Raw genomic sequence first — 26,789 nt, 5'->3', positions numbered from 1 at the left:
TCTCGTGTGGTTGCTGATTCGCAGAAGAAACGGGACCGAGTGGGCGATTCGTGACATCGCCCAGCTCAGAGGAGGTCAAGCCGATGCACCACAATGGAGTCGATGGACCAAGTCGAGCAGCAGTCGTTCTATGACGCGGTAGGCGGCCACGCCACCTTCCACAAGATCGTTTCGCGGTTCTACCAGCTGGTGCGTGAGGACGAGATATTGCGTCCCCTGTACCCCGAGGACGAGCTGGACGCCGCCGAGCACCGGCTGCGGATGTTCCTCGAGCAATATTGGGGCGGCCCGCGCAGCTACTCCGAGCAGCGCGGCCATCCGAGGCTGCGGATGCGCCACAGCCCGTTCCGGATCGGGCCGTTCGAGCGCGACGCGTGGCTACGGAACATGCATATCGCGGTCGGCGAGATCGACTCCGAGACCCTCGACCAAGAGCGCCGCCAGGAATTGCTGGCCTACCTGGAGATGGCCGCGCACTCCATGGTCAACTCGCCGTTCTAAGCCATGACCGATTCCAGCCCATGGTGGTCGCGCGCGGTGTTCTACCAGGTCTATCCGCGCTCGTTCGCCGACAGCAATGGTGATGGCGTCGGCGACCTCGACGGCGTGGTCGCGCACCTCGACTATCTGAGCCTGCTCGGCATCGACGCGATTTGGATCAACCCGGTCACCGTCTCGCCGATGGCCGATCACGGCTACGACGTGGCCGATCCCCGCGACGTCGATCCGCTGTTCGGCGGAATGGCGGCGCTGGAGCGGCTCATCGAGGCGGCACACCGGCGCGGCATCAAGGTGACGATGGACCTGGTTCCCAATCACACCAGCTCCGAGCATCCCTGGTTTCAGGCCGCGCTGGCCACCGGGCCCGGCAGCGATCAACGCGCGCGCTACATCTTCCGCGACGGAACCGGCCAGGGCGGCATGCATCCACCCAACAACTGGGTGTCGGTCTTCGGCGGGCCGGCGTGGACGCGGGTCACCGAGCCGGACGGCAACCCCGGCCAGTGGTACCTGCATCTGTTCGACGCCGAGCAGCCCGACCTCAACTGGGATAACCGCGAGGTTTTCGAGGACTTGGAGAAGACGCTGCGATTTTGGCTCGACCGCGGCGTGGATGGGTTTCGCTTCGACGTGGCACACGGCATGGCCAAACCGCCCGGCCTGCCCGACATGGAAATCACCGGCAGGGAACTGATGCTCGTCGACATGGACGATGACCCGCGGTTCAACCACGACAACGTGCACCTCATCCACCGCCAGATCCGGTCGGTGCTGAACGACTACCCGCAGGCGGTATCCATCGGCGAGGTGTGGGTGTACGACAACCACCGCTGGGCCGAATATCTGCGCCCCGACGAACTACACCTTGGCTTCAATTTCCGGCTGCTCAAAGCGGAATTCGACGCAGCCGAGATCCGCGATGCGATAGCGAACACCGTGGCCGCGGCGGCGATCGAGGCTGCCACACCGACGTGGACGCTGGCCAACCACGATGCGGAGCGAGAAGTCACCCGCTACGGCGGCGGTGAGATGGGACTGGCGCGGGCGCGGGCGATGGCGCTGGTGATGCTGGCGCTGCCCGGGGCGGTGTTCATATACAACGGCGAAGAGCTGGGGCTGCCGAACGTGGAGCTGCCCGACGAGGCATTGCAGGATCCGGTCTGGGAACGCTCGGGTCACAAAAGACGCGGCCGCGACGCCTGCCGGGTGCCGATGCCGTGGGACGGCGACACTCCCCCGTTCGGGTTCTCGGCCAACCCCGACACGTGGCTGCCGATTCCGCCGGAGTGGGTGCAGTTGACGGTGCAGCACCAGCTCCAGCGGCCCGATTCGACGTTGTCGTTCTATCGCCGTGCACTCGAATTGCGCGCTGGCCGAAGTGAATTCATCGGCACCGAGCTCGACTGGCTGGACGTGCACGTCGACGCGCTGGCATTCCGGGTCACTGGCGGGCTGGTGTGCGTGCTCAACGCCGGACGTGCGGCGATTGCGTTGCCGGCCGGCGAGGTGCTGCTGGCCAGCGCACCGGTGCGCGACCGTCAGCTGCCGCCGGACGCCGCGGCCTGGCTCGTCTAGTCCCTACCACAGCTTCAGCGGCTCGCCGCGGCGGCGGAACACCGACCCGAAACGGGCGTCGACGCGTAGCCAGGTCGGCAGCACGCGCACCCGCACGATCTCGTCGGCGGCCACAGTGTCTGGGTCCGGCGGAAGAAAACCCATTGCTGTGAGCGCGAATACGCAACGCATCGGAATACCGACGGTGACGTCCGCGCCGCTGACCCGGACCACCTCCTGGTCCAATAGCGACACCGGCGGTCCGTGCGCCGAGCCGTGCTGTTTGGCAAGCTCGCCGCCGCGCTGTGCGAGATCGAGCATCACCCGCGCCGGGACGTCGTCGAGATGGGTGAACCCCGAATCCGGCGGCAGCGCACTGCGCCACGCAGAGTCCATCGGAAAGCCAGGGTCGACGTGGCCGGTGCGGTCCATCGCCGCCAGCCCGCGGGAGAGCTCGTCGGCGCCGGCGCAGCTATCGGCGGGACGCACCATCCCCGCGACCACCCTGCTCGCCAGCACGTCGAATCCTGTTGCCACCCATGCCACCACCAGTCCTTCAGATCGCGCCCGTAGCCTGATCACCGCGGCGTCGTCGAGACGTTGCGCGCGGTCCACGAATGTGGCGAGGTCTTCGCGGTGCGCGGCGTCGGTGAGCCACAAGCCGCGTTCCAGGGTGGCGTTCATCGCATCCAGCTTTGCAGATACTCCTGCTGCTGGGGCGAAAGCCGCTGCAGTCGCTGCTCCTTGATGTGAACCGCGGCTAGCTGGGTTTCGGCGATCACCGACGGCCTCGAGTCGGGTGCGGCATTTACCGACCGCACCTCGTAGCCGAGGGTGAAGTCCACCGCGCGCAGCCGATTCACCCAAATCGTCACCTGCAGCGGCGAGTCGACGAGCCGTAATTGTCCCTTGTAGCCGATCTTCACCTCGGCAATCAGTAGGCCGATGGTGGTGATTACTGCGCCGAACGGCTCACGCAGGAACGGGATTCGGGCCTCTTCGAGGATGGTGACCATGGTGGCGTGGTTGATGTGCTGGTACATGTCGATGTCAGACCAGCGCACCTGCACCGGTGTGACAAACCCTTGTGTCACCCGGTCGGTCCCCTGCCGCTGGCACGGGTCATCGCGCGGATCTGACGCGCCGCCACCGAGAGGATGGCCAAGTCACGCTCGTCGTTTTGATAGATCTCGGTCAGCGTGCGACGGGCCCGTCCCATGCGCGACCCGCCCATGTGCTCCCATTCCTCGATCTTCTCTTCGGCACTCTCGTCGGCCTCACCAACGGCCAGCACATCCATGCACAGCGCGCGCAGCCCGGCATAGATGTCGTCGCGAATCGCCAACCGCGCCAAAGCATGCCACCGGTCGCCGCGGGGCAGCTCCGATACCGCCGTGAGTAGGCCGTCGATACCCAGGCTGCCCATCAGCGCGTAATACGTGTCGGCGACCTCGTTCGGGTCGCGGTCGGTGATATCGGCTATGTCGATGATGTCGAGCAGGCTGTAGCTGTACAGCGAAGCCGCGACCCGGCCGGCGAGGTCCTCGGTGACACCGTGCGAGACGAATTCGTTGGCCACGCTTAGGACGATCTCGCGGTCGCTGCCGCGCAGCCACTGGGTGATACGCGGGGCAAGTTCGCCGACTTTGGCGCCGAACCGATTGATCTCGGCACCGACCGCCAGTGGCTGCGGACGGTAGTTGACCAACCACCGCGCGGCGCGGTCCAGCAGCCGGCGCAGGTTCAGTGTCATTCGGTCGGACACGTGTACCGAGATGGCACCCCGCTCCCCTAGTTCGCGAATTCGCCGCCATGTGTTGGTGATCCCGAAGATCGCGTCGGTGGCGACGAAGGTGCGCACCGCGTCGATCGGCCCAACCCCGGCGTCCTCCTGCACCCGGTACGCGAATGTGATTCCGCCGCAGTCGATCAGGTTGTTGACCAACATGGTTGTGACGATCTCGCGGCGCAGCTGGTGACTCTTGATGGCGTCGACGAAGTTGTCGCGCAGCTGCGCGGGAAAATAACGCGGCAGCGGGGACGCGTACACGTCCTGGTCGGGTAGGTCACTGTCGAGCACGTCGTCCTTCAGCGCCAGTTTGACATGTGCCATCAGCGTGGCCAGCTCTGGTGACGTCAGGCCGATCCCCTGCTCGAGGCGCCGCCGGATCTCCTTGTCCGACGGCAGTCTTTCGAGTTCGCGGTTCAGCCGGCGGTCCTCGACCAGGTCCTTGATCTGGCGGGCATGCACGGTCAGCAAGCTGGCGGCGTTCGCACGACTGGTGCCCATCAGGTCGTTCTGTCCGGCGTTGTCCTCCAGCACGAGTCGCTCGACCTCATCGGTCATTGACTCCAGCAGCTTGGTGCGCTCGTCGGCATCGACCTTGTCGCCGGTGACCAGCGAATCGACCAGAATCTTGATGTTGACCTCGTGGTCAGAGCAATCCACGCCGGCAGAGTTGTCCAGCGCGTCGGTGTTGATTCGGCCGCCGGACCGGTTGTATTCGATGCGGCCGAGCTGTGTCACACCGAGGTTGCCACCTTCACCGATCACCTTCGCGCGCACCTGGTTTCCGTTCACCCGGACCACGTCGTTGGACCGGTCGCCGACGTCGGAGTTGGATTCCGACTCGGCCTTGACGTAGGTGCCGATGCCGCCGTTGAACAGCAGATCCACCGGCGCGCACAGAATCGCGCGAATCAACTCCGGCGGCGTCATCTCGGTCAGGTCTTCGGGCAGCCGCAACGCCTCGCGGACCTGCGGGCTCACCGGAATCGACTTGTGTTCGCGGCTGTGCACCCCACCGCCCTGGCTGATCAGCGACTCGTCGTAGTCCTCCCAGCTGGACCGGGGCTGTTCGAACAGCCGTTTCCGCTCCTCCCATGACCTGGCCGCGTCGGGATCCGGATCGAGGAACACGTGCCGGTGGTCGAATGCTGCGATCAGCCGGATGTGCCGAGTCAGCAGCATGCCGTTGCCGAACACGTCACCGCTCATGTCGCCGATGCCGACGACGGTGAAGTCCTGAGTTTGCGTGTCGACGCCCATCTCGCGGAAGTGCCGTTTGACGCTTTCCCAGGTGCCCTTGGCGGTGATGCCCATGGCCTTGTGGTCGTAGCCGACCGAGCCGCCCGAGGCGAACGCGTCGCCGAGCCAGAACCGGTAGGACTTGGCGACGTCGTTGGCGATGTCGGAGAACGTCGCGGTGCCCTTGTCGGCAGCCACAACCAGATACGCGTCGTCGTCGTCGCGGCGCACCACGCGGTCGGGTGTAATGACCTTTCCGCTTGCGCGGTCGATGTTGTCGGTGACGTCGAGCAGGCCGCCGATGAACAGCTTGTAGCACGCGACGCCTTCATTGCGCTGCGCATCGCGGTCGGCGGCGGCGTCGCCGCCTGTGATCGGTGGCTGCTTGACCACGAATCCGCCCTTCGCCCCGACCGGGACGATCACCGCGTTCTTGACCGCCTGCGCCTTGACCAGGCCCAGGATCTCGGTTCGGAAGTCTTCGCGCCGGTCCGACCAGCGCAGGCCGCCGCGAGCGACATGACCGAACCGGAGGTGCACGCCTTCGACCCGCGGCGAGTGAACGAAGATTTCGAACCTCGGCCTCGGTTGCGGCACCTCGTCGATCAGCTGTGGATTCAGCTTCAACGACAGCACTTCCTGCTGCCGAGCCGAACCCTCGCGTGTGACAAAGTAATTGGTGCGCAGCGTGGCTTGTATCATCGACGCGAACGCCCGAAGGACCCGGTCGGTGTCGAGGCTGACCAGCGCGTCGATGTCCTTGGCCACTGCCTTGGCGGCGGCCTGGGCATCGCGCTTCTTAGCCGATCCCTCCGCAGCGGGTTCGAACAAGGCCTCGAACAACCCCACCAATGCCTTAACGGTGCGCGGATTCTCGTTGACGACAGACTCGATGTGCGCCTGACTGTACGGAAAAGCGGCCTGCCGCAGATATTTCGCGTACGCCCTGACCACGATCACCTGCCGCCACGTCAGCCCGGCACGCAGCACAAGCTCGTTGAAGCGGTCGATTTCGGTTTGGCCGTGCCAGATTGCGGTCACCGCGTCGGCGAAGCGTTGCGCCATTTTGTCGCGTTCCGGCCCGCTGGTTACCACCGGAATCGTCGGGTGCGGCGAAATCTTGAACTGATAGATCCACACCGCCATCCCGTCGGGACGGCGAACCGTGAATGGCCGCTCCTCGAGCACGTCGACGCCCATCGAGTGCAGCATTGGAAGCAGAAGGCTCAGCGAAGCAGACCGACCGCCGAGAAACCAGGTGAGCTGGGACGCGCGGTCGTCACCCCGCTCGGAGAGCACGAGCTTGACCGCATCATCGGCCAGCTCTTCAATGGTCGCGATGTCGGCGATCGCGTCCACCGGCGAGACCGCCTGCTTGTAGACCTCCGGGAACGCCGCGGCGTAGTGCTCGGCTTCGCGCTGGCCGATCCTTCCGGACTGCACGGCCCCGATCAGGCGGTCAGCCCAAGTGCGGGCCGCCTCGGTGAGCAGCCCCTGAATCCGTTGCCGGTTGTCGTCGGAGGTGTCGCTGGATTTCCCGCCGTCGGGCAAGCGCACCGTGAAATGCACCACTGCCCAAGGCGATTCGCTGACGCGAGCGGTGTAGTCGATGCTGGTTCCGCCGAGCTCGCGGACGAGGATGTCCTGCATCGTCAGCCGCACCGCAGTGGTGTAGCGATCACGCGGCAGATACACCAGGCAGGACACGAAGTGGCCCAGCTGGTCGGCACGCAGGAACAACAACGTGCGCCTGCGCGAACCCAGGTCGATAACCTCGGTGGCCATCGCGAGCATCTCGTCGACGTCGAGCGCGAACAGCTCCGACCGCGGGAATGTCTGGATCACATCGAGCAGGAGTTGGCCGGCCAGGCCGGTCATGTCCCGGCCGGACATTCGCAGCGCTTCGTTGACCCGGCGAGAGATCACCGGGATTTCCAACACGTTCGCATTCATCGCCGCGACCGTGAACATGCCGACGAAGCGGTGCTCGATGGCTTTGTTGCCGAGGTTTTCGCGGACCACGAGGACGGACGGGTACGCTCCGTACCGCAGATAGCTGGGTGTGGTCGCCTGTGTCAGCACTAGCAGGTCGTCGGACTCGGTCAGCGGCGGGAAGAAGTCCTGACGGCGGCGTAGCACACCGAGCCGGCTCGACTCGTCGAGGCTTGCACGTCCGTCGGAGACCACGCAGCGTTGGCAGCCGACGAGAACGAAGTGCCCGTCCAGCAGCCAACGCAGCAGCTGGGCGACCTCGTAGCGGTCGGCGGCCTGGAATCGGGCCGAGGTGGCCGAGTCCAGCGCGTCGGCCAGCCCCCACAGCGCGGCCCGCATCGCTTCGGTGTCCCGGGCAACCTGTTGGGCGTCGGTGAGCACGGACGGCAGCAGCCGTTGGGCTTCGGCGATGGCCCTGCGATCGACGCCAGGGGCGAGCTGCACGTGAATCCACTCCTCGGCGATCCCGTCGAGTCCACCCTGTCCGGGGTTCGCCAGGCGGATGTCCAGCAACTCGCCCTCGTCGTTGCGGTGCACGTGGAATACCGGGTTCATGATTCCCAGGTAAGCCAGGCCGAACCGGGAAAGCAGGACCGTCACCGACTCCATCTGCATCGGTGCCTCGTCGGTGACCAGTTGTAAGGCCGGCCCGAAGCCGCCTGGATCGTCTTCGCCGTAGCCGGCGATGTTCGTTGTCCCGGGCTTCCGGCAGCGGCCCAGCCGGCGGTGCGCGGCCAACAGCTCCGGCGACATGGTGCGTCGCGCACGCATCTGGACCGGTCCGGTCATTCCAGCGTCCTGTGGCGCCAGTGCATCGCCCTGCGGACCGCGATAGTTTTCGACGTAGGCCTGAGTGAAGGCTTCTCTTGCCTCGGCGACGTTTTCCCATTCGGCCGATCCGTCGAAACTGGTGACCGCGGGTTTAACCGTCATGCGGATCGCTCCTGCCTAGACCCTGCGTGGCCGCATCGCTAACGCAGGCGCCCCAGACTAGTCGCGTGTGAGCCTTCGGTGGGTCACCCTGTGCGGACGAGCGGCGTCCACTCCCAGTCTCTCCACTTTGTTCTCTTCGTAAGCGGCGAAATTGCCCTCAAACCAGAACCATTTCGCCTCGTTGTCCACATCGCCCTCCCACGAGAGGATGTGCGTACACGTGCGGTCGAGGAACCAGCGGTCGTGGGAAATCACCACCGCGCAGCCGGGGAACTGTTCCAGCGCGTTCTCCAGTGAGCTCAGTGTTTCGACGTCGAGGTCGTTTGTCGGCTCGTCAAGCAGGATCAGGTTGCCACCCTGCTTGAGCGTAAGCGCCAGGTTGAGCCGGTTGCGCTCACCGCCGGACAGCACGCCCGCGGGCTTCTGCTGGTCGGGTCCCTTGAACCCGAATGCAGAAACATAGGCACGCGAAGGCATCTCCTGCTGGCCCACTTCGATGTAGTCGAGCCCGTCGGAGACCACCTGCCAGACGGTCTTGTTCGGATCGATGCCGGCGCGTGCCTGGTCGACGTAGCTCAGCTTCACCGTGTCGCCGATCCTGACCGTGCCGCTGTCGGGCTGCTCGAGTCCGACGATGGTCTTGAACAGCGTGGTCTTACCGACCCCATTGGGTCCGATGACGCCGACGATGCCGTTGCGGGGCAGCGTGAACGACAGGTCCTTGATCAGCGGTCTGCCCTCGAAGCCCTTGTCGAGGTGCTCGACCTCCACGACCAGGTTGCCCAGTCGCGGCCCGTGCGGGATCTGAATCTCTTCGAAGTCGAGCTTGCGGTGTTTCTCGGCCTCGGCCGCCATTTCCTCGTAGCGCTGCAGCCGCGCCTTGCTCTTGGCCTGGCGGGCCTTGACGCCCGACCGGACCCAGGCCAGCTCTTCCTGCAGCCGCTTTTGCAGTTTCGCGTCCTTGCGGCCCTGCACAGCGATGCGGTCGGCCTTCTTCTCCAGATACGTCGAGTAGTTGCCCTCATACGGATAGGCCCGGCCACGGTCCAACTCGAGGATCCACCCGGCCACGTTGTCCAGGAAGTAGCGGTCGTGGGTAACCGCCAGCACGGCGCCTTTGTAGTCGGCCAGGTGCTGCTCGAGCCACAGCACGCTCTCGGCGTCCAGGTGGTTGGTCGGCTCGTCCAGCAGGAGCAGGTCGGGCTTGGACAGCAGCAGCTTGCACAGCGCCACGCGACGCCGCTCGCCGCCGGACAGGTGGGTCACCGGCTCGTCCGGCGGCGGGCAGCGCAGCGCATCCATTGCCTGCTCGAGCTGCGAGTCGATGTCCCACGCATCGGCGTGGTCGAGCTCCTCCTGCAGCCTGCCCATCTCCTCCATTAGCTCGTCGGAGTAGTCGGTGGCCATGAGCTCGGCGACCTCGTTGAACCGGTCCAGCTTGACCTTGATGTCGCCGAGGCCCTCCTCGACGTTCCCGCGGACGGTTTTGTCCTCGTTGAGCGGCGGCTCCTGCTGCAGGATGCCGACCGTCGCGCCGCTCGCCAGGAACGCGTCGCCGTTGTTCGGTTGGTCCAAGCCGGCCATGATCCGCAAGACGCTCGACTTGCCGGCCCCGTTCGGGCCGACAACGCCGATCTTCGCACCGGGAAGGAAGGCGAGAGTGACGTCGTCAAGGATGACCTTGTCGCCGTGTGCCTTGCGGACCTTCCGCATCGTGTAGATGTATTCGGCCATTGCCGCGTGTCGTGCCTTTCGTGGTCTGTGGTGTCGCCCGCGGACCATGGTAGACGCGGCGTTCTCGCACTAAGCCGACAGCGGCAGCGCCTTGCCTCCCGTCGGGGTAGCCTCCTCGGCGGTGTCGTCGCCGTTGGCCAGCTCTTCGCCTGCTTGCGCGGATTCGGGTTCCTTCCCCGAATTGCCCGTCTTTTCGATGATGCGCACGATCGACCGCGCCAGATCGGGACCAACGGACGTGGCGCGCATCTCCTGGGTCGACCGCCGCACGCCGTCGCGATCCTCGTACTCGCTGGTGTAGGTGTGGCCAACCACAATGACGGGGTCACCCTTTCCCAACGCGGCACCCACCCCTGTGACCAGTCGGCCCCAGCAGTTCACGGTGATGAACAGCGAGTTGCCGGCCTCCCATTTGCCGTCGGCGCCGCGTCGCCGCGAATTGCTGGCCACCCGGAACTTGATGACTTCTTGATCACCGACCCGGCGGCGCTGCGGGTCGTTGACGATGTTTCCGACCACGGTCAATTGCGTCTCGAACATTGCTATCCCTTCGATTCATCAGATGTCGGCGGCGCGGTGCTGGCGCATCGCCCGCCGGTGACATCGCCATTTACCGCGCGGCCACCGACATCCCACGCGAGGCCGGTCACCAAGCGCCGCGGCTGTGGGTAACTCACGCACTGTGGATAGCTGCGACGACGAGCACGAGTCGCACAGGCGGCACGGAGGTCGAGGCCTTAGGTTCAACGCCATGACGGTTTGGATCAGCAAGCGCCCAGAGGCCGAGGTGGCCGCCGAGTTGGCCACCAGCCGCGGTGCGCTGGCCGGCGTCCGGCTGGCGGTCAAGGACAACGTCGATGTCGCCGGGTTACCGACGACGGCGGCTTGCCCGGAATTCGGCTATCGCCCCAACCGCGACGCGGCCGCGGTGGCGGCGCTGCGCGCAGCGGGCGCTGTCGTCATCGGTAAGACGAACCTCGACCAGTTCGCGACTGGGCTGGTTGGCACCCGCTCGCCCTACGGCGTCGTGCACGACAGCCGTCGGACCGCGTTCATCAGCGGTGGTTCGAGCTCCGGCTCTGCGGTCGCGGTCGCGCTCGGCGAGGCCGACATCGCCATCGGCACTGACACCGCTGGGTCGGGACGCATCCCCGCCGCCCTGCAAGCCATCGTCGGCATCAAGCCGACAGTGGGCGTGATCAGCACCGACGGCGTGGTGCCGGCCTGCGAATCCTATGACTGCGTAACGATTTTCGCGCCAGATCTGGCCCGGGCTAATGCGGCGATGGCGGTGCTGGCCGCCGGCGCACCTGCGCGTCCATGGCCGGCCGACATCCGACTGGCCGCCCCGCCCGAGCCCGTCGTGGCTGTCCCTGTTGAGCTGCCCGAGCTCAAGCAGACCTGGCGCGCGGCGTTCGACGATGCCGTCGCGCGGCTGACGAACGCCGGTGTGCGGACCGTCCCGATCAAACTCGATCCATTCCTGGCCGCGGCGAAACTACTCTACGGCGGTGCGCTGGTGAGCGAAAGATACGCAGCCGTAGGCGAATTCATCGACTCACACCCCGACGCTGCGCTTGATCCGACGGTCGCCGCGATCATCAAGGCCGCCGGTGATATCCCCGCGCATCGACTGGTCCTCGACCGTCGCGAAGTCGAGCGACTGCGCCGCCGCGCGATGGAGCTGCTGGATGGCGCCGACGCGCTGCTGGTTCCCACCGCGCCGATGCACCCACGCATCGACGAGGTGGCCGCCGACCCGGTCGGAGTCAATGCACGAATGGGCACCTACACGAACTTTTGCAATCTGTTCGATCTCTGCGGCGTGGCGGTTCCCGCAGGCACCGCCGGCGACGCACAGTTCGGCGTGACGGTGCTGGCGCGGGCGTTCGACGACGCCGTCGCACTCGACATCGCCAGCATAATCTCGAATACGCAAGCATCTCAAAGTATTTGGCCGCTCGCCGGCGCTCAAGCCGCCGAGCTTGTGGTGTTCGGCGCCCACTTGCAAGGTGGCCCGCTTGCACATCAGCTCACCGATCTCGGCGCTCGCTTCGTCGGCGAGTTGACCACCGCACCGCGCTACCGGATGACGGTGCTGGACACCACACCGCCCAAGCCGGCCGTGACGCGCACGAACGACGGCACCGGCACGTCGCTGACCGGGCACCGCTGGTTGCTGTCGCCGGCCGCGCTCGGGTCGTTTCTGTCGGCCCTGCCGGCCCCGATGCAACTCGGCAAGGTCGAATTCGCCGACGGCACGTGGCGCACCGCATTCGGGTGCGACGGCGCTGCGGCCGCCGCGGGCGCCGACATCAGCGGTTACGGAAGCTGGCCGGCGGCGATGGCGGCCGGGGCGGTCGGCTAGCCAGTACCGCGCGGACGTGGCGCCGCGTCGCGGCGCGCGAGTTCGGCCAGCATCGCGTTGTAGGCGGCCAGTTCGGCGTCCTCGTCTCGCGCCGCGGCGCGGTCTAGCCGCTTCGCGGTGCGTTCGTCGCTGCGCCGCCATTGGAGCAGCAGCGCCATCATTACGATCACCAGCGGCACCTCACCGGCGGCCCATGCGATGCTGCCGCCAAGCCGCTGGTCGCCGAGCAGGTCGGTGTGCCAGCTCAGCTGCAGTGACCGGTAGAAAGAGCCGCCGAGCACCAAGCCCATGTCCATCAGCACGACGCCGAAGAACGCGTGCAACGGCAGGGGCGCGAAGACCATCGCGACCTTGCCCAGCGGGGGGATCGGCCGCGGCGTCGGATCGATGCCGATCACGGCCCAGTAGAACAGATAGCCCGTGAGCAGGAAGTGCAGGTTCATCACCACATGCGCAAAGTGATTGCCGGCCACCGCATTGAAGATGCCGCCCAAATAGAGCGCGTAGAACCCGATGACGAACAACACGGTCGCCACCACCGGGTGGGTGAGGAACCGTGACAGCCGACTGTGCAGCGCAGCGAGGATCCACTCGCGCGGGCCGGGCGGATCGTCACGACCCGCGGCCGGCAGCGCCCGCAACGCCAGGGTCACCGGACCGCCCAGCGCCAGCAGGACCGGTACCAGCATCGACAACAGCATGTGGGCGACCATGTGCATGGAAAACATCGCAGGCATGTACCTGCCGACGCCCGACGACGTCGCGAAGAGCAGCACCGCACAGCCGCACAGCCACGCCGCCGTCCGACTGGCCGGCCACACATCCCCGCGGCGGCGGAGCCGGATCACCCCGGCCGCGTAAACGGCGGCCATCACGATTGCCGCCGTCCCGAACAGCAGGTCGAATCGCCAGTCGAGCAGCACCCGCGGGCCGCTCGGTGGGCCGGGGAGGTTGTATCCGATCGCTACCTCAGTGGCCGACGGATAGATCAGCCGCTGCGGCGGCGGGGTGCGGCCCAATCCGACGGCGATCCCGAACGTGACGCCGAAGATCACCGCCTCCGTCAGCGCCAGCCTGATCAGCGGATGGCGGGCGTTGGGATCGGCGCGCAGCGCGGTCAGCGAGACGCGGCGTTGCCGCCACCCCAGCACGCCGAGCAGACACAGCGCGACGAACTTTCCGATGACCAGCCCCCCGTACGTGCTGGTGAACAGCTCGGTGATCCGGATGCGCACCAGTGCGTTGATGACTCCGCTGAGCGCCATCGCGGCGTAGCACCACAAGGCGACCGCCGAGAACCGCCGCGCGGCCAGGTCGGCATGCTCGGCACCCCGCAACGCGTGCGTGAGCAGGGCAAGCAGGCCGCCTGCCCACAGCGCCGCCGCCACCAGATGAATCAGCAGGCTGTTTGTCGCAAGGTCGTGTGAGCCGCCGGCCGACGAGTGCCCGGTCAACGCGAGCGGAATCAGCGTCACCAATGACCCGGCCAACAGGAACGGCATCGACGACCAGCGCAACACCGGCAGGCAGGCGACCGTAACCACTGCCGCGAGGACGGCCGTCCACCTCCACGCTCCGGCGACGTCGACGAGGTCGGCCGACGACCATACGGTCGCCGGATTGAAGCTCTCGTAGACCGGATGGCCGGAGACGTCGGAGACGGTCAGCGGAACCAGCAGCGCCGCACAGACCGTCCAAACCCCCGAGGCCACGGTGCCAACCCGCAGTGCCCGGTATCCGGCGGCGTCCAGCACCCCGTTACGCTGCGGTGGCACCAGGAACGCGGCCAACAGGAACGAGCCGACCGCCAACACCGCGGCGATCTCGCCCGACGCGCGCACGAACGGCAGCCCGTACGTCGTCACCGGGCCCGGGTTGGGAAGGCCGGTGGCGGTGAGCACATCCGCGAGCGACAACGCCGCGATGGCCGCCGCGGTGGTGCCCGCCAACACGGCGACACCCACGAGCACAGGCCACACCGCCGCCCGCTGCCGCGGCGGATTTTGGCGTCTACCTGTGAGACTGCGGTGATCGGGGTACATCTCTATCCATGGCTTCAATGATCGAGTATGACCTCGTCGTCCTCGGCTCGGGTCCCGGCGGGCAGAAGGCCGCCGTGGCGGCCGCAAAGTTGGGCAAGTCGGTGGCGATGGTCGAACGCGGCCGAATGCTCGGGGGCGTGTGCGTCAATACCGGCACCATTCCGTCGAAAAGCATGCGCGAGGCGGTCGTCTACCTCACCGGCATGAACCAGCGCGAACTCTACGGCGCGAGCTACCGGGTCAAGGAGAGAATCACCTGCGCCGACCTGCACGCCCGAACCGAACACGTGATCAACAGAGAAATCGATGTGGTCCGCTCGCAGCTGATGCGCAACCACATCGAGCTTTACACCGGCCACGGCCGCTTCCTTGACGAGCACACCGTGCAAGTGGAGAACCCCAACCGCGCCGAACACACCACGGTCAGCGGGCGCTACATAGTGGTTGCCACCGGCACGGCGCCCGCGCGCCCGGACGGTATCCAATTCGATGAGGAGCGGGTGATCGACTCCGACGGGATCCTCAATTTGAAGGAAATCCCGTCATCGATGGTCGTGGTCGGCGCCGGGGTCGTCGGCATCGAATACGCCTCCATCTTCGCCGCGCTCGGCACCAAGGTGACGGTCGTCGAAAAGCGCGACACCATGCTGGATTTCTGCGATCAGGAGATCGTCGAGGACCTTCGCTTCCATCTGCGCGACCTGTCGGTGGCGTTCCGGTTCGGCGAGGAGGTCACCGCGGTCGACGTCAGGCCGGAAGGCACCATCACGACGCTGGCGAGCGGCAAGAGGATCGCCGCCGACACGGTGATGTACTCGGCAGGCCGGCAGGGCTGCACCGAGGAGCTCGACCTGGCCGGCGTCGGGTTGGAAACCGACCGACGCGGCCGGATCTTCGTCGACGACCAGTTCCGCACCAAGGTCGACCACATCTACGCCGTCGGCGACGTGATCGGCTTCCCCGCGCTGGCCGCGACATCGATGGACCAGGGCCGGCTCGCCGCCTACCACGCATTCGGCGAGCCGACATCGGGCATGACCGAGCTGCAGCCGATCGGCATCTACACCATTCCCGAGGTGTCCTACGTCGGCGCAACCGAAGCGGAGCTCACCAAGAACTCGATCCCATACGAATTCGGTGTGTCCCGGTACCGCGAACTCGCACGCGGCCAGATTGCCGGGGACTCCCATGGCATGCTCAAGCTGTTGGTGTCCTCCGAGGACCACAAGCTGCTCGGGGTTCACATCTTCGGCACCAACGCCACCGAGCTCGTGCACATCGGGCAGGCGGTGATGGGTTGCGGCGGCACCGTCGAATACCTCGTCGACGCGGTGTTCAACTACCCGACCTTTTCCGAAACGTACAAGGTCGCCGCGCTTGACGTGATGAACAAGCTGCGTGCGGTGTCGAAGTTCAGCGATTGAAAGAACATGCTCTCGGCGCCGCCGGCGGTAACGCTCTGGCGGACCACATCGGTTCGATTCGGTCGAGTACACCGGCTCGCTGGCCCCCTACGGCGGCCAACACCGGCTTGGGGTGCGCAAAGACATACAGAACGCATTGGCGAAGGCCCACGGCGATACCGTCCATGTGCAGGTGGTGCTCGACACCAGCCGTGCCGAGGTTCTCCCCTAAGGGCTCGAGGCACCGGGGCCGGCGTGCGTCCGGCCGATTGTCGGCTGGTTGTAGCCCGCATCGCTGACCCGTCGTCGGACGGCGTCGCCGACCGCAGCCGCCTTCTCGATCTGAACCAGCGCGATCACGCAGCCCCCGAAGCCACCGCCAGTCATCCGTGCTCCAAGCGCACCTGCCCGCACCGCGGTGTCAGCGATCAGATCGATGTGTTCAGTGGTGATCTCGAAGTCGTCGCGCATCGATGCGTGCGAGGCTGTCAGGATCCGGCCCGCTTCTGCGAAGTCGGAATCATCCAGTGCAGCAACGAAATCCAACACACGCTGGTTCTCGGTAACGACATGGCGGACGCGGCGCGCATCCGTCGGGTCGGTCACTGCCTCGACCACAGACGGCCCGCGCTGCTGTACCTCGCGCAGCGATGAGACACCCAGCTCGGCCGCCGCCCGTTCGCACGACGCACGCCGCGCCGCGTACTCTCCGCCCGCATGGCGATGCGGCGCACGCGAGTTGATGAGCAGCAAGGCCACATCCGACCCGTCGGGATCGAATGCCACCGGCCGCACGGTCAGCTCGCGGAAGTCGATCAATAGCGCCCGCAGCGGCTCTCCGTAGAGGGCGGCCAGCTGATCCATCAGACCCGTTGGGGCGCCGACGTAGTCGTTCTCCGCGGTCTGCGCGATGCGCGCCTGCTCGACCCGGTCGATGCGAAGTCCGTTCGCCGCCGCGAGTGCACCGATCGCGGCACACTCGAGTGCCGCCGACGAGGCCAGGCCCGACCCCATTTCGACACCACCGGTGACCGACATGCTGCCGCCGGTGACTCGATACCCCTTTCGGCGCAGTGCCCATACCACGCCCGCGACATAGGCCGCCCAGCCCATTACCTCGCCGGGCGTGGTGTCCAGCGGGATCCGAATCTCAGCGTCTGCACGATCGCTGCGCACTGTGATCTCGTCGCTGTCTTCGGATAGGTAGGTCACCGCGGTGCGGTCGGGCAGTGCAATCGGCAACGCGAAGCCGAGGTTGTAATCGGTGTGCTCGCCGATCAGGTTGATCCGGCCCGGTGCTGAGTATCTGACTGTCCGCTCGGCCTCGATCTCACACCTCCCGCAGGCGGTGGGCGACGCTCTCTGGTGTCACGTCGCCGATGAATGCGTCCATCGCCGATTCGGAGGATGCCAGGTACTTCAACTTAGTGGCGCTGCGCCGTATCGACATCAGCTCGACGTGAAAATAGCCCTCTCGTTGCACGTCGTTCTCGACGTACTGATGCAGCGCCGACATGTACGGCAGGGGGTTGGGATACAACCGGTCGAACCTGCGTAGCACGTCGAGGTAGATCGCCGCGAAATCGTCGAGCTCCGCGTCGTCGAGGTCAATAAGATTGCGCGCGAACCTGTTCGGATAGATATGCACCTCTACCGGCCATCGCGCGGCGAACGGGACAAACGCCGTGAACAGATCGGTGCGCGCGATGATGCGGCTGCCCTCGGCCACCTCGTACGCCAGCACGTCGGCAAATAGGTTGCTGCCGTGACGGCTTCGATGCGCGCGCGCTTCGTGCAGCATCGCGGCGGCACGCGGCGTCAGGAAGGGGTAGCCGTAAATCTGGCCGTGCGGATGTGTCAGCGTCACCCCGATTTCCTCACCGCGGTTCTCGAAGCAGAACACCTGCGTGATTCCCTGCCTGGCCGCCAGGTCGGCGGTGCGGTGCCGCCAAGCGTCGACGACAAGCCTGGCATGCGGCAGTTCAAGTCCCGCGAAAGATCCGGTGTGATCGCTGGAAAAACAGATGACCTCGCAGCGGCCGTGGCCCGGCGCGGAAACGAAGTCGTCGCCGTCGGTGCGCGGCAGACGAAACGTCGATGCGTCCGCACCACTCAGGCTTGGGAAGCGGTTTTCGAAGACAACGACGTCGTATTTGGGTGCCGGCACCTCGCTGGACAGTCCGGAGGAACCCGGGCAGAGTGGGCACTGATCGGGTGGCGGCTTATATGTGCGGTCTTGGCGCAGCGCGGCGATGATCACCCACTGACCGGTCTGCCGGTCGAAACGCAATTGTGACTGCTGGCTTTCCCGGTCGCCCAGCGGCCGCCGATCGGCCACCGGTGCAGGCGTGTGGCCCGGCAACGCGAAGAACAGCAATTCGCGCCCGTCGGCCAGCGTCCACCGCGTCGGTCGCCGGGCCGCGTCGCCGTTATCCGCGTCCACCGAAACCGCTACCTTCCGCCTCCTGCTTGATTACGTTAGAGCATCCGACTATTGATTCCGCTCACTTGACAAAGGAGTTGGGACCACGACCACGACCACGACCACGACGCTGGCAGCAGACAACGTGCTACGACTCAATGTCGGTGCGGTCGACTACGTATTGATCGCTATCTATTTCGGCTTCGTGCTAGCCATCGGCTACACCGCCCGCAGTCAGATCTCCACCAGTCTGGACTTCTTTCTCTCTGGCCGGCGGCTGCCCGCATGGGTGACAGGGCTGGCGTTCGTTTCGGCGAATCTGGGCGCGGTCGAGATAATGGGCATGTCGGCCAATGGCGCCCAAATCGGACTGTCGACTATGCACTACTACTGGATCGGTGCCGTGCCGGCCATGCTGTTCCTCGGCGTGGTGATGATGCCGTTCTACTACGGCTCCAAGGTCCGCAGCGTTCCCGAATTCATGCGCCGCCGGTTCGGCCCCGGTGCGCACCTGGTGAACGCCATCAGTTTTGCCGTCGCGCAGGTACTCATCGCGGGTGTCAACTTGTACCTGCTGGCGACGGTGATCAATGCGCTGCTCGGCTGGCAGCGATGGGTGTCGCTGATCGTGGCTGCCGCGGTCGTGCTGACCTACACCGCACTCGGTGGGTTGTCTGCGGCCGTATACAACGAGGTGCTGCAATTCTTTGTGATCCTTGCGGCCCTGGTTCCCCTCACCATCTTCGGGCTAATCAGGGTGGGTGGCTGGAGCGGCCTGAGGGACAAGGTGATCGACACCTTCTCGAATGGCAAGGTGACCGCGTCGGTACATGACCAGCTGACGACCTGGCCCGGCCAGGCGCTCAGCGGGTTCAATAGCCCGATCTGGTCGGTGATCGGCATCGTTTTCGGTCTCGGTTTCGTGCTGTCCTTCGGATACTGGACAACCAATTTCGTCGAAGTGCAGCGCGCGATGGCCTCCGACTCGATGTCCGCGGCACGCCGCTCACCGATCATCGCCGCGTTTCCCAAGATGTTCATCCCGTTTGTGATCATCATCCCCGGCATGATCGCCGCGGCCGTGATCGGCGATATGATTCATCTGAAATCCACCGGCACCAACGGCATCAAGTATAACGACGCGATGTTGCTGATGATCCGTGACATCCTGCCCAATGGGCTCATCGGTGTCGCAGTCGCCGGTCTGCTCGCCTCCTTCATGGCGGGCATGGCGGCGAACATCTCGGCGTTCAATACGGTATTCAGCTACGACATTTGGCAGCAGTACCTGGTGAAGGACCGGCCCGACAATTACTACATCCTGGTCGGCCGCATCGCGACGGTCGCCGCAACGGTGCTGGCTATCTTCACGGCGCTGATCGCGTCAGGGTACTCCAACCTGATGGACTACCTGCAGACGCTGTTCGGCTTCTTCAACGCCCCCCTGTTCGCGACGTTCATCCTCGGCATGTTCTGGAGGCGGATGACGGCGACCGCCGGCTGGACCGGCCTTGTCGCCGGAACACTTTCTGCCATCTTCGTTTTCATCCTGTCGAAGGTCGGTGTCATCAACCTCCCCGGACAGGGCATGCCATTCATCGCGGCAACGGCCGCATTCATCGTCGACGTTCTTGTCAGCGTGGCGGTCAGCATGGTGACGGCGCCAAAACCGAGGGAACAGCTGGCCGGTCTCGTCTATTCGGAGACGCCGCCCGAGTACTTCCACGATCCCGAGAGCGCCGCTAAGCCATGGTTCTACCGGCCGGTTCCGCTCGCCGGGGTGATGCTCGTACTTGTCATCGCCCTCAACGTCATCTTCCATTGAGTCGTTTCAGCAGCCATCATGCCAGCCATCATGCCGACGCCACAAAGGAGCAAGGTGTTATTCCGGGCCTTCGACATCCGCAACATCATTGGAGCGCTGCTCGGCGTTTACGGCGTGGCGCTGACTATCGTCGGATTCGCGCCGGGATTGTTGCAACAGCACGACAACCGGATCCGGCCGGGCAACCGCGTCGATCTCTACGTGGGCACCGACGCGAACTGGTGGGTCGGGCTCGTCCTGATCGGAGTTGCCCTCCTGTTCATGGTGTGGGCGTGGCTGCGTCCGGTGCACCGCGAGGCGGCCGCGACCGCCCAACGCGAAGCCGAGCAAGCGTCGCCGGGCGAAACCGCCTGAGCTCCGGGTCGATTAAGCCCTCGTTCGTGTCGCGGTGACATAAACGATCCAGGAGAACGTTTCGGTGTCGTCGGCCAGCGGCCGCAGTCCGCCGCCGGCGAACAAATCCGTGATGGTTGCCCGAACGGGCTCCCATCCCTGCGCCGCCAGATAGGCCGCCACGTCGTGGCGCTCACCGGAGTAGGTCAGGTTCGCGATATCGACGTCGAGTCCGCGGTCACGCCATTGACCGCTAATGGTCTCCATGCGTTCTTGAAAGGCCTCGACGTCGCTGCGGCCCGGCACGTAATCGCCGGCGAACCGGCTTCCCGCCGCACTGAGGTCGGTGATGTTGTCCAGCAGTCGATCCTGGGCCTCGCCCGGGAGGAAGCCAATGAGCAGGCCCTCGGCGAGCCACGCGGTGGGTTCGGCGGGGTCGAATCCTGCCTCGCGCAGCGCGGCGGGCCAATCCTGGCGAAGGTCGACGCCGACTGTCCGACGATCGGCGGTCGGCGCGCCGCCAAGGTCGGCAAGTGTCTTGCTTTTGAATCCGATGACTTCCGGCTGATCAATCTCATAGACCGTCGTGCCTGCCGGCCACGCCAATCGGTACGGACGGGAATCCAGGCCCGACGCCACGATCACCACCTGGCGGATACCCGCTCGGGCAGCATCGGCGACAAAGCCGTCGAAATAGCGGGTGCGCGCGGCAAACACGTCCGTCATCAGGTTCATCAAGTCGCCGTCGGCGCCGTTAACCGCATCGAACTCGCCGCCGGCCAGGCGAGAAAAGAAATCTATGCCAACGGCGCGGACCAACGGCTCGGCGAACGGATCGTCGATCAGCGGTTCATCGCGCTTGCTTGCGGCGGCCCGGTATGCGGCCACCATCGTCGCGGTGGCACCAACACTATTGGCCAGATCCCAGCTGTCGTTGTCCGTCCGTGTCATGTTCGCCCTTCACGCCGAGTCCAACTCGGGCGACGGTACGCCGCGGTGCTGGGTGAAACCTGTGAAGCCCCGGACGGGCCGCTTCGCCGACTGCTAGCCCTGCTCGCGACGGGCACGACGACGCTCGGCTTCCCGGGCGAGGAATTGCTCGCGGGAGATCTCCTCCACCTTGTCCATGTCGCGAAGGATGCCGCGCAATTCGGCGACGAACGCTTCCCGCCGCTCGGATAGGTCCGGCGACGGCTCCAGCAGGTGCTGGTCGGCGACGACCTGCCGCCCGGTGGCGAACAACAACGCCGACACCGATTCGTTGCTGCGCGCCCGATTCTGTGCGACGTACTGCCGACCGACACCCAACGCCAGCTTGGTCAGCTGCTTCTCACCGATCTCGGCGGGCACATCGCGCAGCACATCGGCGAGGATCTCGTAGGCCTCGAAGTAAGGCCGCAGCACCGCGGTGGCGATCAGCGGTCGCTTTTGCCGCAGCATCATGACGATCTCATGGGCACCGGCCGAAACGTGGGCCTCCCAGTCGTCGTGCCAGGCCATCTCGTCGGCGATGTGCTCACGGAAGGCCGCCGAGTCGGCAAAGTAGAAGTCGAACTTCAGCAGATCACGCAGCCGCATGGCCTGCGACCAGAACGCCTCCAGCCGATCGTTTTGCGCCCGTGCGGCGTACGCGAGCGCCAGCTCGACGATCGCGGTCTCAAGAAACGCATGAATGATCGAGTTCCGATAGAACGCCGCCTCGTGCTCGTGCTCGGGAGCGATCCGCCAGACCGGTTCACGACCGCCGTCGACGCGGGTCACCGGATGTCCGCCCGACAGCGCGTCAAGCGCCGACCGGACACCCTCTGCGGTCCGCAGCCGGAGCGCGCTGTTGGTCATCGGCGTTTCCTTGCGCTCGAGGTAGTCCAGAGAGTCCTGCAGCGTGTGGTGGATCTGGTCCAACGTCAGCGCAACACCACGTGTGTTCAGCAGCAGCGCCGCCACCAGCCCTGTCGCGTTGACCGGTGTGACGCGCAAAATACGCCAGGCCACCTCGAACGCCATCTTCTGCAGCGCAAGGCGTTTCGCGGCCGGATCGTCGACGATCGGCCCATGCGGCGCGCCGAGGTATTCGCGCATCGACACGGCATCAGGGAAGCGAACGTAGATCTTGCCGTAGTTTCGCTCGCCTTGGGCCTTGATGAAATTGAACAGCCACCGCACACCCTCGGGGGTTTTTTCACCGCCGCGTGCGTAGTCGGCATACTCCGCAGTCTCATGAAGCTGGTCGAAACTGATCGAAACCGGCTGCAGCAAAATGTCTTCGGTGCGGCCCTCAAGATATGCGTCGGCAACGAAGCTCAGCAGGCCGAGTTTCGGCGGCAACATCTTTCCCGTGCGCGAGCGGGTGCCCTCAATCGACCAACTGAGATTGAAACGCTTCTCAACGAGGTAGCCGACGTATTCCTTCAGCACGTACCGGTACAGCTGGTCGTCGATCTTGCGCCGGATGAAGATAACGCCGGAACGGCGCAACAGCGGTCCCATCGGCGGGAACGCCATGTTGATGCCGCCGAACACGTGTGCCGGCGGTAGCCGGTTCTCGTGCAGCGCGACGGTGACCACCCCGCTGTCCAGATTGGACCGGTGCGACCAAAGCATCACCGCCGGATGTGTTTCCAGCGCCCGGCGCATCCTCTCGACCTCGTGGCGGTCGTAGTCAATGTTGGGGTCGAAGCCTCGCGAAAAGAGCGCACGGCTGAGCGCCGGAATGAGGTCGACCGACAGCCTGCTCCACCCCGTGGCCATCTCGTCGAGCATCTTGCCTGCCTGCTCGACCGTCGCGCCCGCGATCTTGTCCAGGCCCGCGCGAAACCGCGCCGAGGCCAACATCTCCGGTTTGACCAGCCGCGGCGACTTGTACTCCGGTCCCAGCAGTCGATACTCGACTCGCTCAATCGCAAGAATCGCCCGCCGGATAACGAATCGCGCAAAGTCGCGCGGATTCTCCGCGACCGTCGTGTCACGCCATTGCTGTCGAAGCTCGGAGACTTTCGCCGGTTCACCCGCCACCACACGGGCCCGCGAGGGGTCCTCGCGCAGAATCTTGCGCTGGGTGTGCTCGCTGGGCCGGTACGGGTCACGGCCCGCCAGCAAGCCGGCCAGTTTGGAGGGGTTCGACAAATTGCGTTGCGGCATCCAGAACACTCGCACCGGCACCACCGACCGGTCGTCGTCGCTTTGTAACTCCTGGACAAGCTGGGCCATCACCTCTGGCGGCGGGTCCTCGCCGGGCAGCTGCAACACATCGACGCGCGCGTTCGGGTGTTCGCGGCGCTGTCGGCGTAACCAGTCGTCGAGCAGCTCCAGTTCGACCGGCGACGAGACCGACGCGAGTACCAGTGCATCGCCCGTGGTGGTGAACGGCGCCAGTTCGTCGGCGGGCAGGGTCACGACCGGCCTTTCGCGCCGGTATTGGTCTTCTGTTCGGAGTTCGAACTGGCCTTGGCCACCTTCTTGGCTGCCGCCTTTTTGGTCGCGGCCTGCTTGGCCGGCGCCGCCTCGGCGGCAGCCTGCTTCGCGGACGTCTCGTTATCCGACTTCTTCGGCACGCTCAGGTCTACCTCGGGCACCTCGTCGTGCGGCCAGTCCTTCAACGTGTCCAGGTAGAGCTGGCGGATCGCGGCGATGCGTTCGGGTAGATCCTCGGTCGTCCAGTCGTCCACCGGGATCGGTGGATACACCACGACATCCACCGTGCCGGGATTGAACGTGCTCGAGTCACGCGCGGCGACCACCTCGGCATTGCGGATGACGATCGGCACGATCGGGATGCCTACCGACATCGCGATCCGGAATGCTCCCTTCTTGAATGGGCCGACCTCGGTGGTGTCCAGCCGCGTGCCTTCGGGCGCAATCAGGATCGACAGGCCCTTGCGGGCCAGCTCCTCCACCTTGTGCAGGCCCTCGACGGCGGCCTTCGGGTCGTCGCGGTCAATGAACGCCGCATCCATGATCCGACCGATGGTGCCGACGATCGGGTCCTTCTCCAGCTCCTTCTTTCCGACCGAGGTGAAGTTGTCGCGCACCAGGTACCCGGCAATCATCGGGTCGGCTTGGTTGCGGTGATTGAAGATGAACACCGCGGGCCGCTTCGCGGTCAGGTTCTCCTCGCCGATGACGTTGACGTGGATGCCGGTGGCGGCCAACAGCGCTCGGCCGAAATTGGTGGTGAAGAAGTTGACGCCCCGGCGCCTGCTCTGCGCCAGTAAGCCGACGCCGACGGCGCCTGCGGCGACCGGCACCATCGACGCCACGCCGGCGAGCGTGCGCAATTGTGAGAGCGGATTGGCACCGCTGCGGCTGGTGAACCGAAGCACCGGCCAACCGCGTTTGGCCGCGACCGCTGCGAGCTTGCCCTCAGGGTTGGTGGGCCGGGGATTACCGACCAGATACATCAGTGCGACGTCCTCGTCGCCATCGGCGTAGAAGTAGCTCTTCGCCAGGTCGATGCCGTTCTTGGCGGCGAATTCCTGTACTGCCCTTGCTTTTCCGGGTCCCCACAGAATCGGGTTGAGCACCCTTCCGGTAAGCAGGCCGTCCTCGTCGGTCTCAAACTTGTTGCTCAGGACGTTCTGGATGCCCAGGAAGCGGGCAACCGGATCGACCTGGATCGTCAGCGCCGACGAGCTCAGAACCACCGTGTGCCCGCGGGCGATGTGTGCGCGGACGAGTTCGCGCATTTCCGGATAGATGCGCGAGACCACCTTCTGTACGAACAGCCGCTCCCCGATTTCGTCCAGGTCGGAAAGCGAGCGCCCGCGCAGCATGTTGGCGCCCTTGTGTACGAGGTCTTCGAAGTCGGCGCGGCCGAGCCGGTGATTGAGCGCCGACTGCACGACGCCGAGGAACTCGCCGATCCCGATTTCGCGGCGCCGGAACGTCTCTTGAGTGAGCAAGACGCCGGTAAACCCGGCGACCAGCGTGCCGTCGAGATCGAAGAACGCGCCGATCTTGGGCCCCGGCGGGCTGGCCTGGATTTCGGCGACCGAGCCGGGCAGCCGCATCGCGCGGGGGTTTGCCTTCCGTGGCCTCCTTGCATCGATGTCCGTCATGAACCGAGCTCCCCGTTCGGTGACGACGCCGACGATTCGACTGCTTGTAGCGTGAATGATGCGGGCATCGCATGGCCCCGTTCTCGCCCGGCGAGCTCGAGCACCTCATCGAACCCTGCCACCAGGCATTGCGCCCACAGCGCCTCGTCGGTGATCGCCGCGCGGTCGTAGCGGGTGCTCACCGTGCACACACCCGACCGCGAAATCAACACAGCCATCATCGCAACACCGGGTAGCGGGCCAAGGCCATACTGCCGCAACACTTTTGCCCCGGCAAGATACGTGTCACCGGCGTATTGCGGAACGTTGCTGGCTTGCACATCGGACGAAACGACCGACCCCGCGACGGATTCCACCAGCGGCTCGGGCAGCACGTTCAACAGCGGTGCGATCGCGCCGACGAGGTCGATAGCCCGTTCCTCACGGCTTTGGCACATCCGGGCGTGGATCTCCCCGATCCGTGCCACGGGGTCTTTGATACCAATGGGCGCCGCGAGCATGACGCCGGCAAATCGATTGCCGCCGGCCGGATCGTCCTCCGAGCGCAGATTCACCGGAATCGCCATCGGCAACGCATCGATCGGCACGCCGAACGCCTCGTGGTAGCGCCGCAACGCTCCGCACAATCCAGCCAGATATGCGTCGTTGATCGAGCCTTCCGCCGCCTTGGCGGCGGTGCGAAGGGGAGTGAAGTCGATATCGATGGCTTCGCTGCGGGTGGACAGGCTGCGGCGGCGAAGCAACGGCGACGGCTCTGCCGCCAGCGAAAGCACGCGGCTGCCCGACCGGGCATAGTCCACCACGCCGGTGACCGCGGAAACCGGGTTCCGGGCGACCCGCCCGGCGACCTTGGCCGCGCCGAATACGGCGCCGCGGACGCCGCCGACGATCGCGCCCGGCAGACGATTCAGCCCCGCACGCGCCAGATCGTTCGCCGACAAGTCCTCCGGAATCGGAAGGGGCGCAGGTTCCTTGGGAAGCGGGTCCCGTTCGAGATCGTAGAGGTTGGCGAACATCTCGACCGCGCCGACACCGTCGGTGACGGCGTGGCTCATGTGCAGCAGGAGCGCGGCTTGCCCGTCCGGCAGACCTTCCACCAATGTCACGGTCCATAACGGCCGGGAGATGTCCAGCGGCGACTGCAGCATCAGTTCTGCGAGGTCGAACACCTCACGCAAGGTGCCGGGTTCGGGGACACGCATCCGGCGCACGTGAAAGTTCAGGTTGAAATCGGGGTCGACGACCCAGCGCGGCGCTGCGGTCGGCAGCGTGGGCACGACCACCTTCTGCCGCAGCCGCAACACGCGGCGTGAGGCATTGTCGAAGGTGTCGACGAACCGGTCCCACCGGGGCGCAGTGTCGAGAATCTCCACCGCCATGATCCCCGATCGGGTGCGCGGATTCGCCTCGCCACGGTGCAGCAGGTGGTCCAGCGGGCCGAGCTCGGTTGGCAGTCCGGCGGCGTCGACAGCGTCGGTCATGTCAGCCTCCGCAACGAAGTTCGCATGGTCACCCTCCCGTGAACCCCTGGTGCGAGAACCACGCTAGTCCGCGGACCGTCGGCGCGAGAGTGGATTGTGGTGTGAGCGGCTGACCTGGA

General features: G+C 65.6%; 18 protein-coding genes and 1 pseudogene. 7 read left to right on the top strand and 12 right to left on the bottom strand.

Features of this window, described 5'->3' with window-relative positions:
• Positions 1-93: 93 nt before the first annotated feature.
• Positions 94-501 carry a globin gene (locus tag VE759_RS06100; RefSeq protein ID WP_324929214.1) on the top strand — a complete coding sequence of 136 codons (408 nt, stop codon included), beginning with the start codon at positions 94-96 and terminating at the stop codon, positions 499-501.
• Between the two features lie 3 nt (positions 502-504).
• The gene (locus VE759_RS06095) at positions 505-2,076 is read left to right on the top strand and encodes a glycoside hydrolase family 13 protein (RefSeq protein ID WP_324929212.1); all 1,572 of its coding nucleotides are present in this window, start codon (positions 505-507) and stop codon (positions 2,074-2,076) included.
• 3 nt (positions 2,077-2,079) lie between these two features.
• Here the strand turns inward: VE759_RS06095 and VE759_RS06090 are convergent, their stop codons facing one another.
• The 5 genes from VE759_RS06090 to ssb all read right to left on the bottom strand — a co-directional run bounded on the left by VE759_RS06090 (position 2,080) and on the right by ssb (position 10,282).
• Positions 2,080-2,739 carry a hypothetical protein gene (locus VE759_RS06090; protein ID WP_324929210.1) on the bottom strand — a complete coding sequence of 220 codons (660 nt, stop codon included), beginning with the start codon at positions 2,737-2,739 and terminating at the stop codon, positions 2,080-2,082.
• Entirely contained in the window at positions 2,736-3,149 is a 414-nt protein-coding gene (locus VE759_RS06085) for a thioesterase family protein (protein WP_324929208.1), read from the bottom strand. Before VE759_RS06085 ends, VE759_RS06090 begins: the two co-directional genes overlap by 4 nt.
• Positions 3,146-8,008: an NAD-glutamate dehydrogenase gene (locus VE759_RS06080; RefSeq protein ID WP_324929206.1), complete on the bottom strand. Its 4,863-nt coding sequence runs from the start codon at positions 8,006-8,008 to the stop codon at positions 3,146-3,148. The genes VE759_RS06085 and VE759_RS06080 overlap by 4 nt, the downstream gene beginning before the upstream one ends.
• Positions 8,009-8,065: 57 nt before the next feature.
• A complete protein-coding gene (gene ettA, locus VE759_RS06075; RefSeq protein WP_324929204.1) occupies positions 8,066-9,742 on the bottom strand; it encodes an energy-dependent translational throttle protein EttA in 1,677 nt (558 codons plus the stop codon).
• A 69-nt stretch (positions 9,743-9,811) separates the two neighbouring features.
• The gene (ssb, locus tag VE759_RS06070) at positions 9,812-10,282 is read right to left on the bottom strand and encodes a single-stranded DNA-binding protein (RefSeq protein ID WP_324929202.1); all 471 of its coding nucleotides are present in this window, start codon (positions 10,280-10,282) and stop codon (positions 9,812-9,814) included.
• 211 nt (positions 10,283-10,493) lie between these two features.
• Between ssb and atzF the strand changes: the two genes are divergently transcribed.
• Positions 10,494-12,110: an allophanate hydrolase gene (gene atzF / locus VE759_RS06065; RefSeq protein WP_324929200.1), complete on the top strand. Its 1,617-nt coding sequence runs from the start codon at positions 10,494-10,496 to the stop codon at positions 12,108-12,110.
• On the opposite strand, the gene VE759_RS06060 is transcribed toward atzF, so the two are convergent.
• Positions 12,107-14,152: a cytochrome c oxidase assembly protein gene (locus tag VE759_RS06060; protein WP_324929244.1), complete on the bottom strand. Its 2,046-nt coding sequence runs from the start codon at positions 14,150-14,152 to the stop codon at positions 12,107-12,109. The two genes, atzF and VE759_RS06060, sit on opposite strands and share 4 nt — an antisense overlap.
• 17 nt (positions 14,153-14,169) lie before the next feature.
• Here VE759_RS06060 and sthA point away from each other — a divergent pair, with 17 nt between their 5' ends.
• Both sthA and VE759_RS06050 read left to right on the top strand, forming a co-directional pair.
• Entirely contained in the window at positions 14,170-15,576 is a 1,407-nt protein-coding gene (gene sthA, locus VE759_RS06055; RefSeq protein WP_324929242.1) for a Si-specific NAD(P)(+) transhydrogenase, read from the top strand.
• A gap of 58 nt (positions 15,577-15,634) precedes the next feature.
• Positions 15,635-15,787: pseudogene (locus tag VE759_RS06050) on the top strand (DUF1905 domain-containing protein); the annotation flags it as partial.
• Here VE759_RS06050 and VE759_RS06045 read toward each other — a convergent pair.
• Positions 15,784-16,884 carry a galactokinase gene (locus tag VE759_RS06045; RefSeq protein WP_324929241.1) on the bottom strand — a complete coding sequence of 367 codons (1,101 nt, stop codon included), beginning with the start codon at positions 16,882-16,884 and terminating at the stop codon, positions 15,784-15,786. The pseudogene VE759_RS06050 and the gene VE759_RS06045 sit on opposite strands and share 4 nt — an antisense overlap.
• Before the next feature lies 1 nt (position 16,885).
• Complete coding sequence (gene galT, locus VE759_RS06040; RefSeq protein ID WP_324929198.1) at positions 16,886-17,998, bottom strand: galactose-1-phosphate uridylyltransferase; 1,113 nt, start codon at positions 17,996-17,998, stop codon at positions 16,886-16,888.
• 124 nt (positions 17,999-18,122) lie between these two features.
• Here galT and VE759_RS06035 point away from each other — a divergent pair, with 124 nt between their 5' ends.
• Together VE759_RS06035 and VE759_RS06030 are read left to right on the top strand one after the other, a co-directional pair.
• Positions 18,123-19,802: a sodium:solute symporter family protein gene (locus VE759_RS06035; protein WP_324929196.1), complete on the top strand. Its 1,680-nt coding sequence runs from the start codon at positions 18,123-18,125 to the stop codon at positions 19,800-19,802.
• A gap of 18 nt (positions 19,803-19,820) precedes the next feature.
• On the top strand, positions 19,821-20,156 hold the full coding sequence (locus tag VE759_RS06030) for a hypothetical protein (protein ID WP_324929194.1): 336 nt from the start codon (positions 19,821-19,823) through the stop codon (positions 20,154-20,156).
• A gap of 12 nt (positions 20,157-20,168) precedes the next feature.
• On the opposite strand, the gene VE759_RS06025 is transcribed toward VE759_RS06030, so the two are convergent.
• From VE759_RS06025 to VE759_RS06010, 4 genes are all read right to left on the bottom strand, one after another.
• A complete protein-coding gene (locus tag VE759_RS06025; RefSeq protein ID WP_324929192.1) occupies positions 20,169-21,086 on the bottom strand; it encodes a class I SAM-dependent methyltransferase in 918 nt (305 codons plus the stop codon).
• A 93-nt stretch (positions 21,087-21,179) separates the two neighbouring features.
• Positions 21,180-23,528: a glycerol-3-phosphate 1-O-acyltransferase gene (locus tag VE759_RS06020; protein ID WP_324929190.1), complete on the bottom strand. Its 2,349-nt coding sequence runs from the start codon at positions 23,526-23,528 to the stop codon at positions 21,180-21,182.
• Positions 23,525-25,141, bottom strand: a complete 1,617-nt coding sequence (locus VE759_RS06015; RefSeq protein WP_324929239.1) for an HAD-IB family hydrolase/lysophospholipid acyltransferase family protein — start codon at positions 25,139-25,141, stop codon at positions 23,525-23,527. The genes VE759_RS06020 and VE759_RS06015 overlap by 4 nt, the downstream gene beginning before the upstream one ends.
• A 44-nt stretch (positions 25,142-25,185) precedes the next feature.
• On the bottom strand, positions 25,186-26,670 hold the full coding sequence (locus tag VE759_RS06010; RefSeq protein WP_324929188.1) for a wax ester/triacylglycerol synthase family O-acyltransferase: 1,485 nt from the start codon (positions 26,668-26,670) through the stop codon (positions 25,186-25,188).
• Positions 26,671-26,789: the final 119 nt, after the last annotated feature.

The organism is Mycobacterium sp. (assembly GCF_035640695.1).
GTDB lineage: Bacteria > Actinomycetota > Actinomycetes > Mycobacteriales > Mycobacteriaceae > Mycobacterium.
This window is presented reverse-complemented; position numbering and strand designations above follow the sequence as displayed.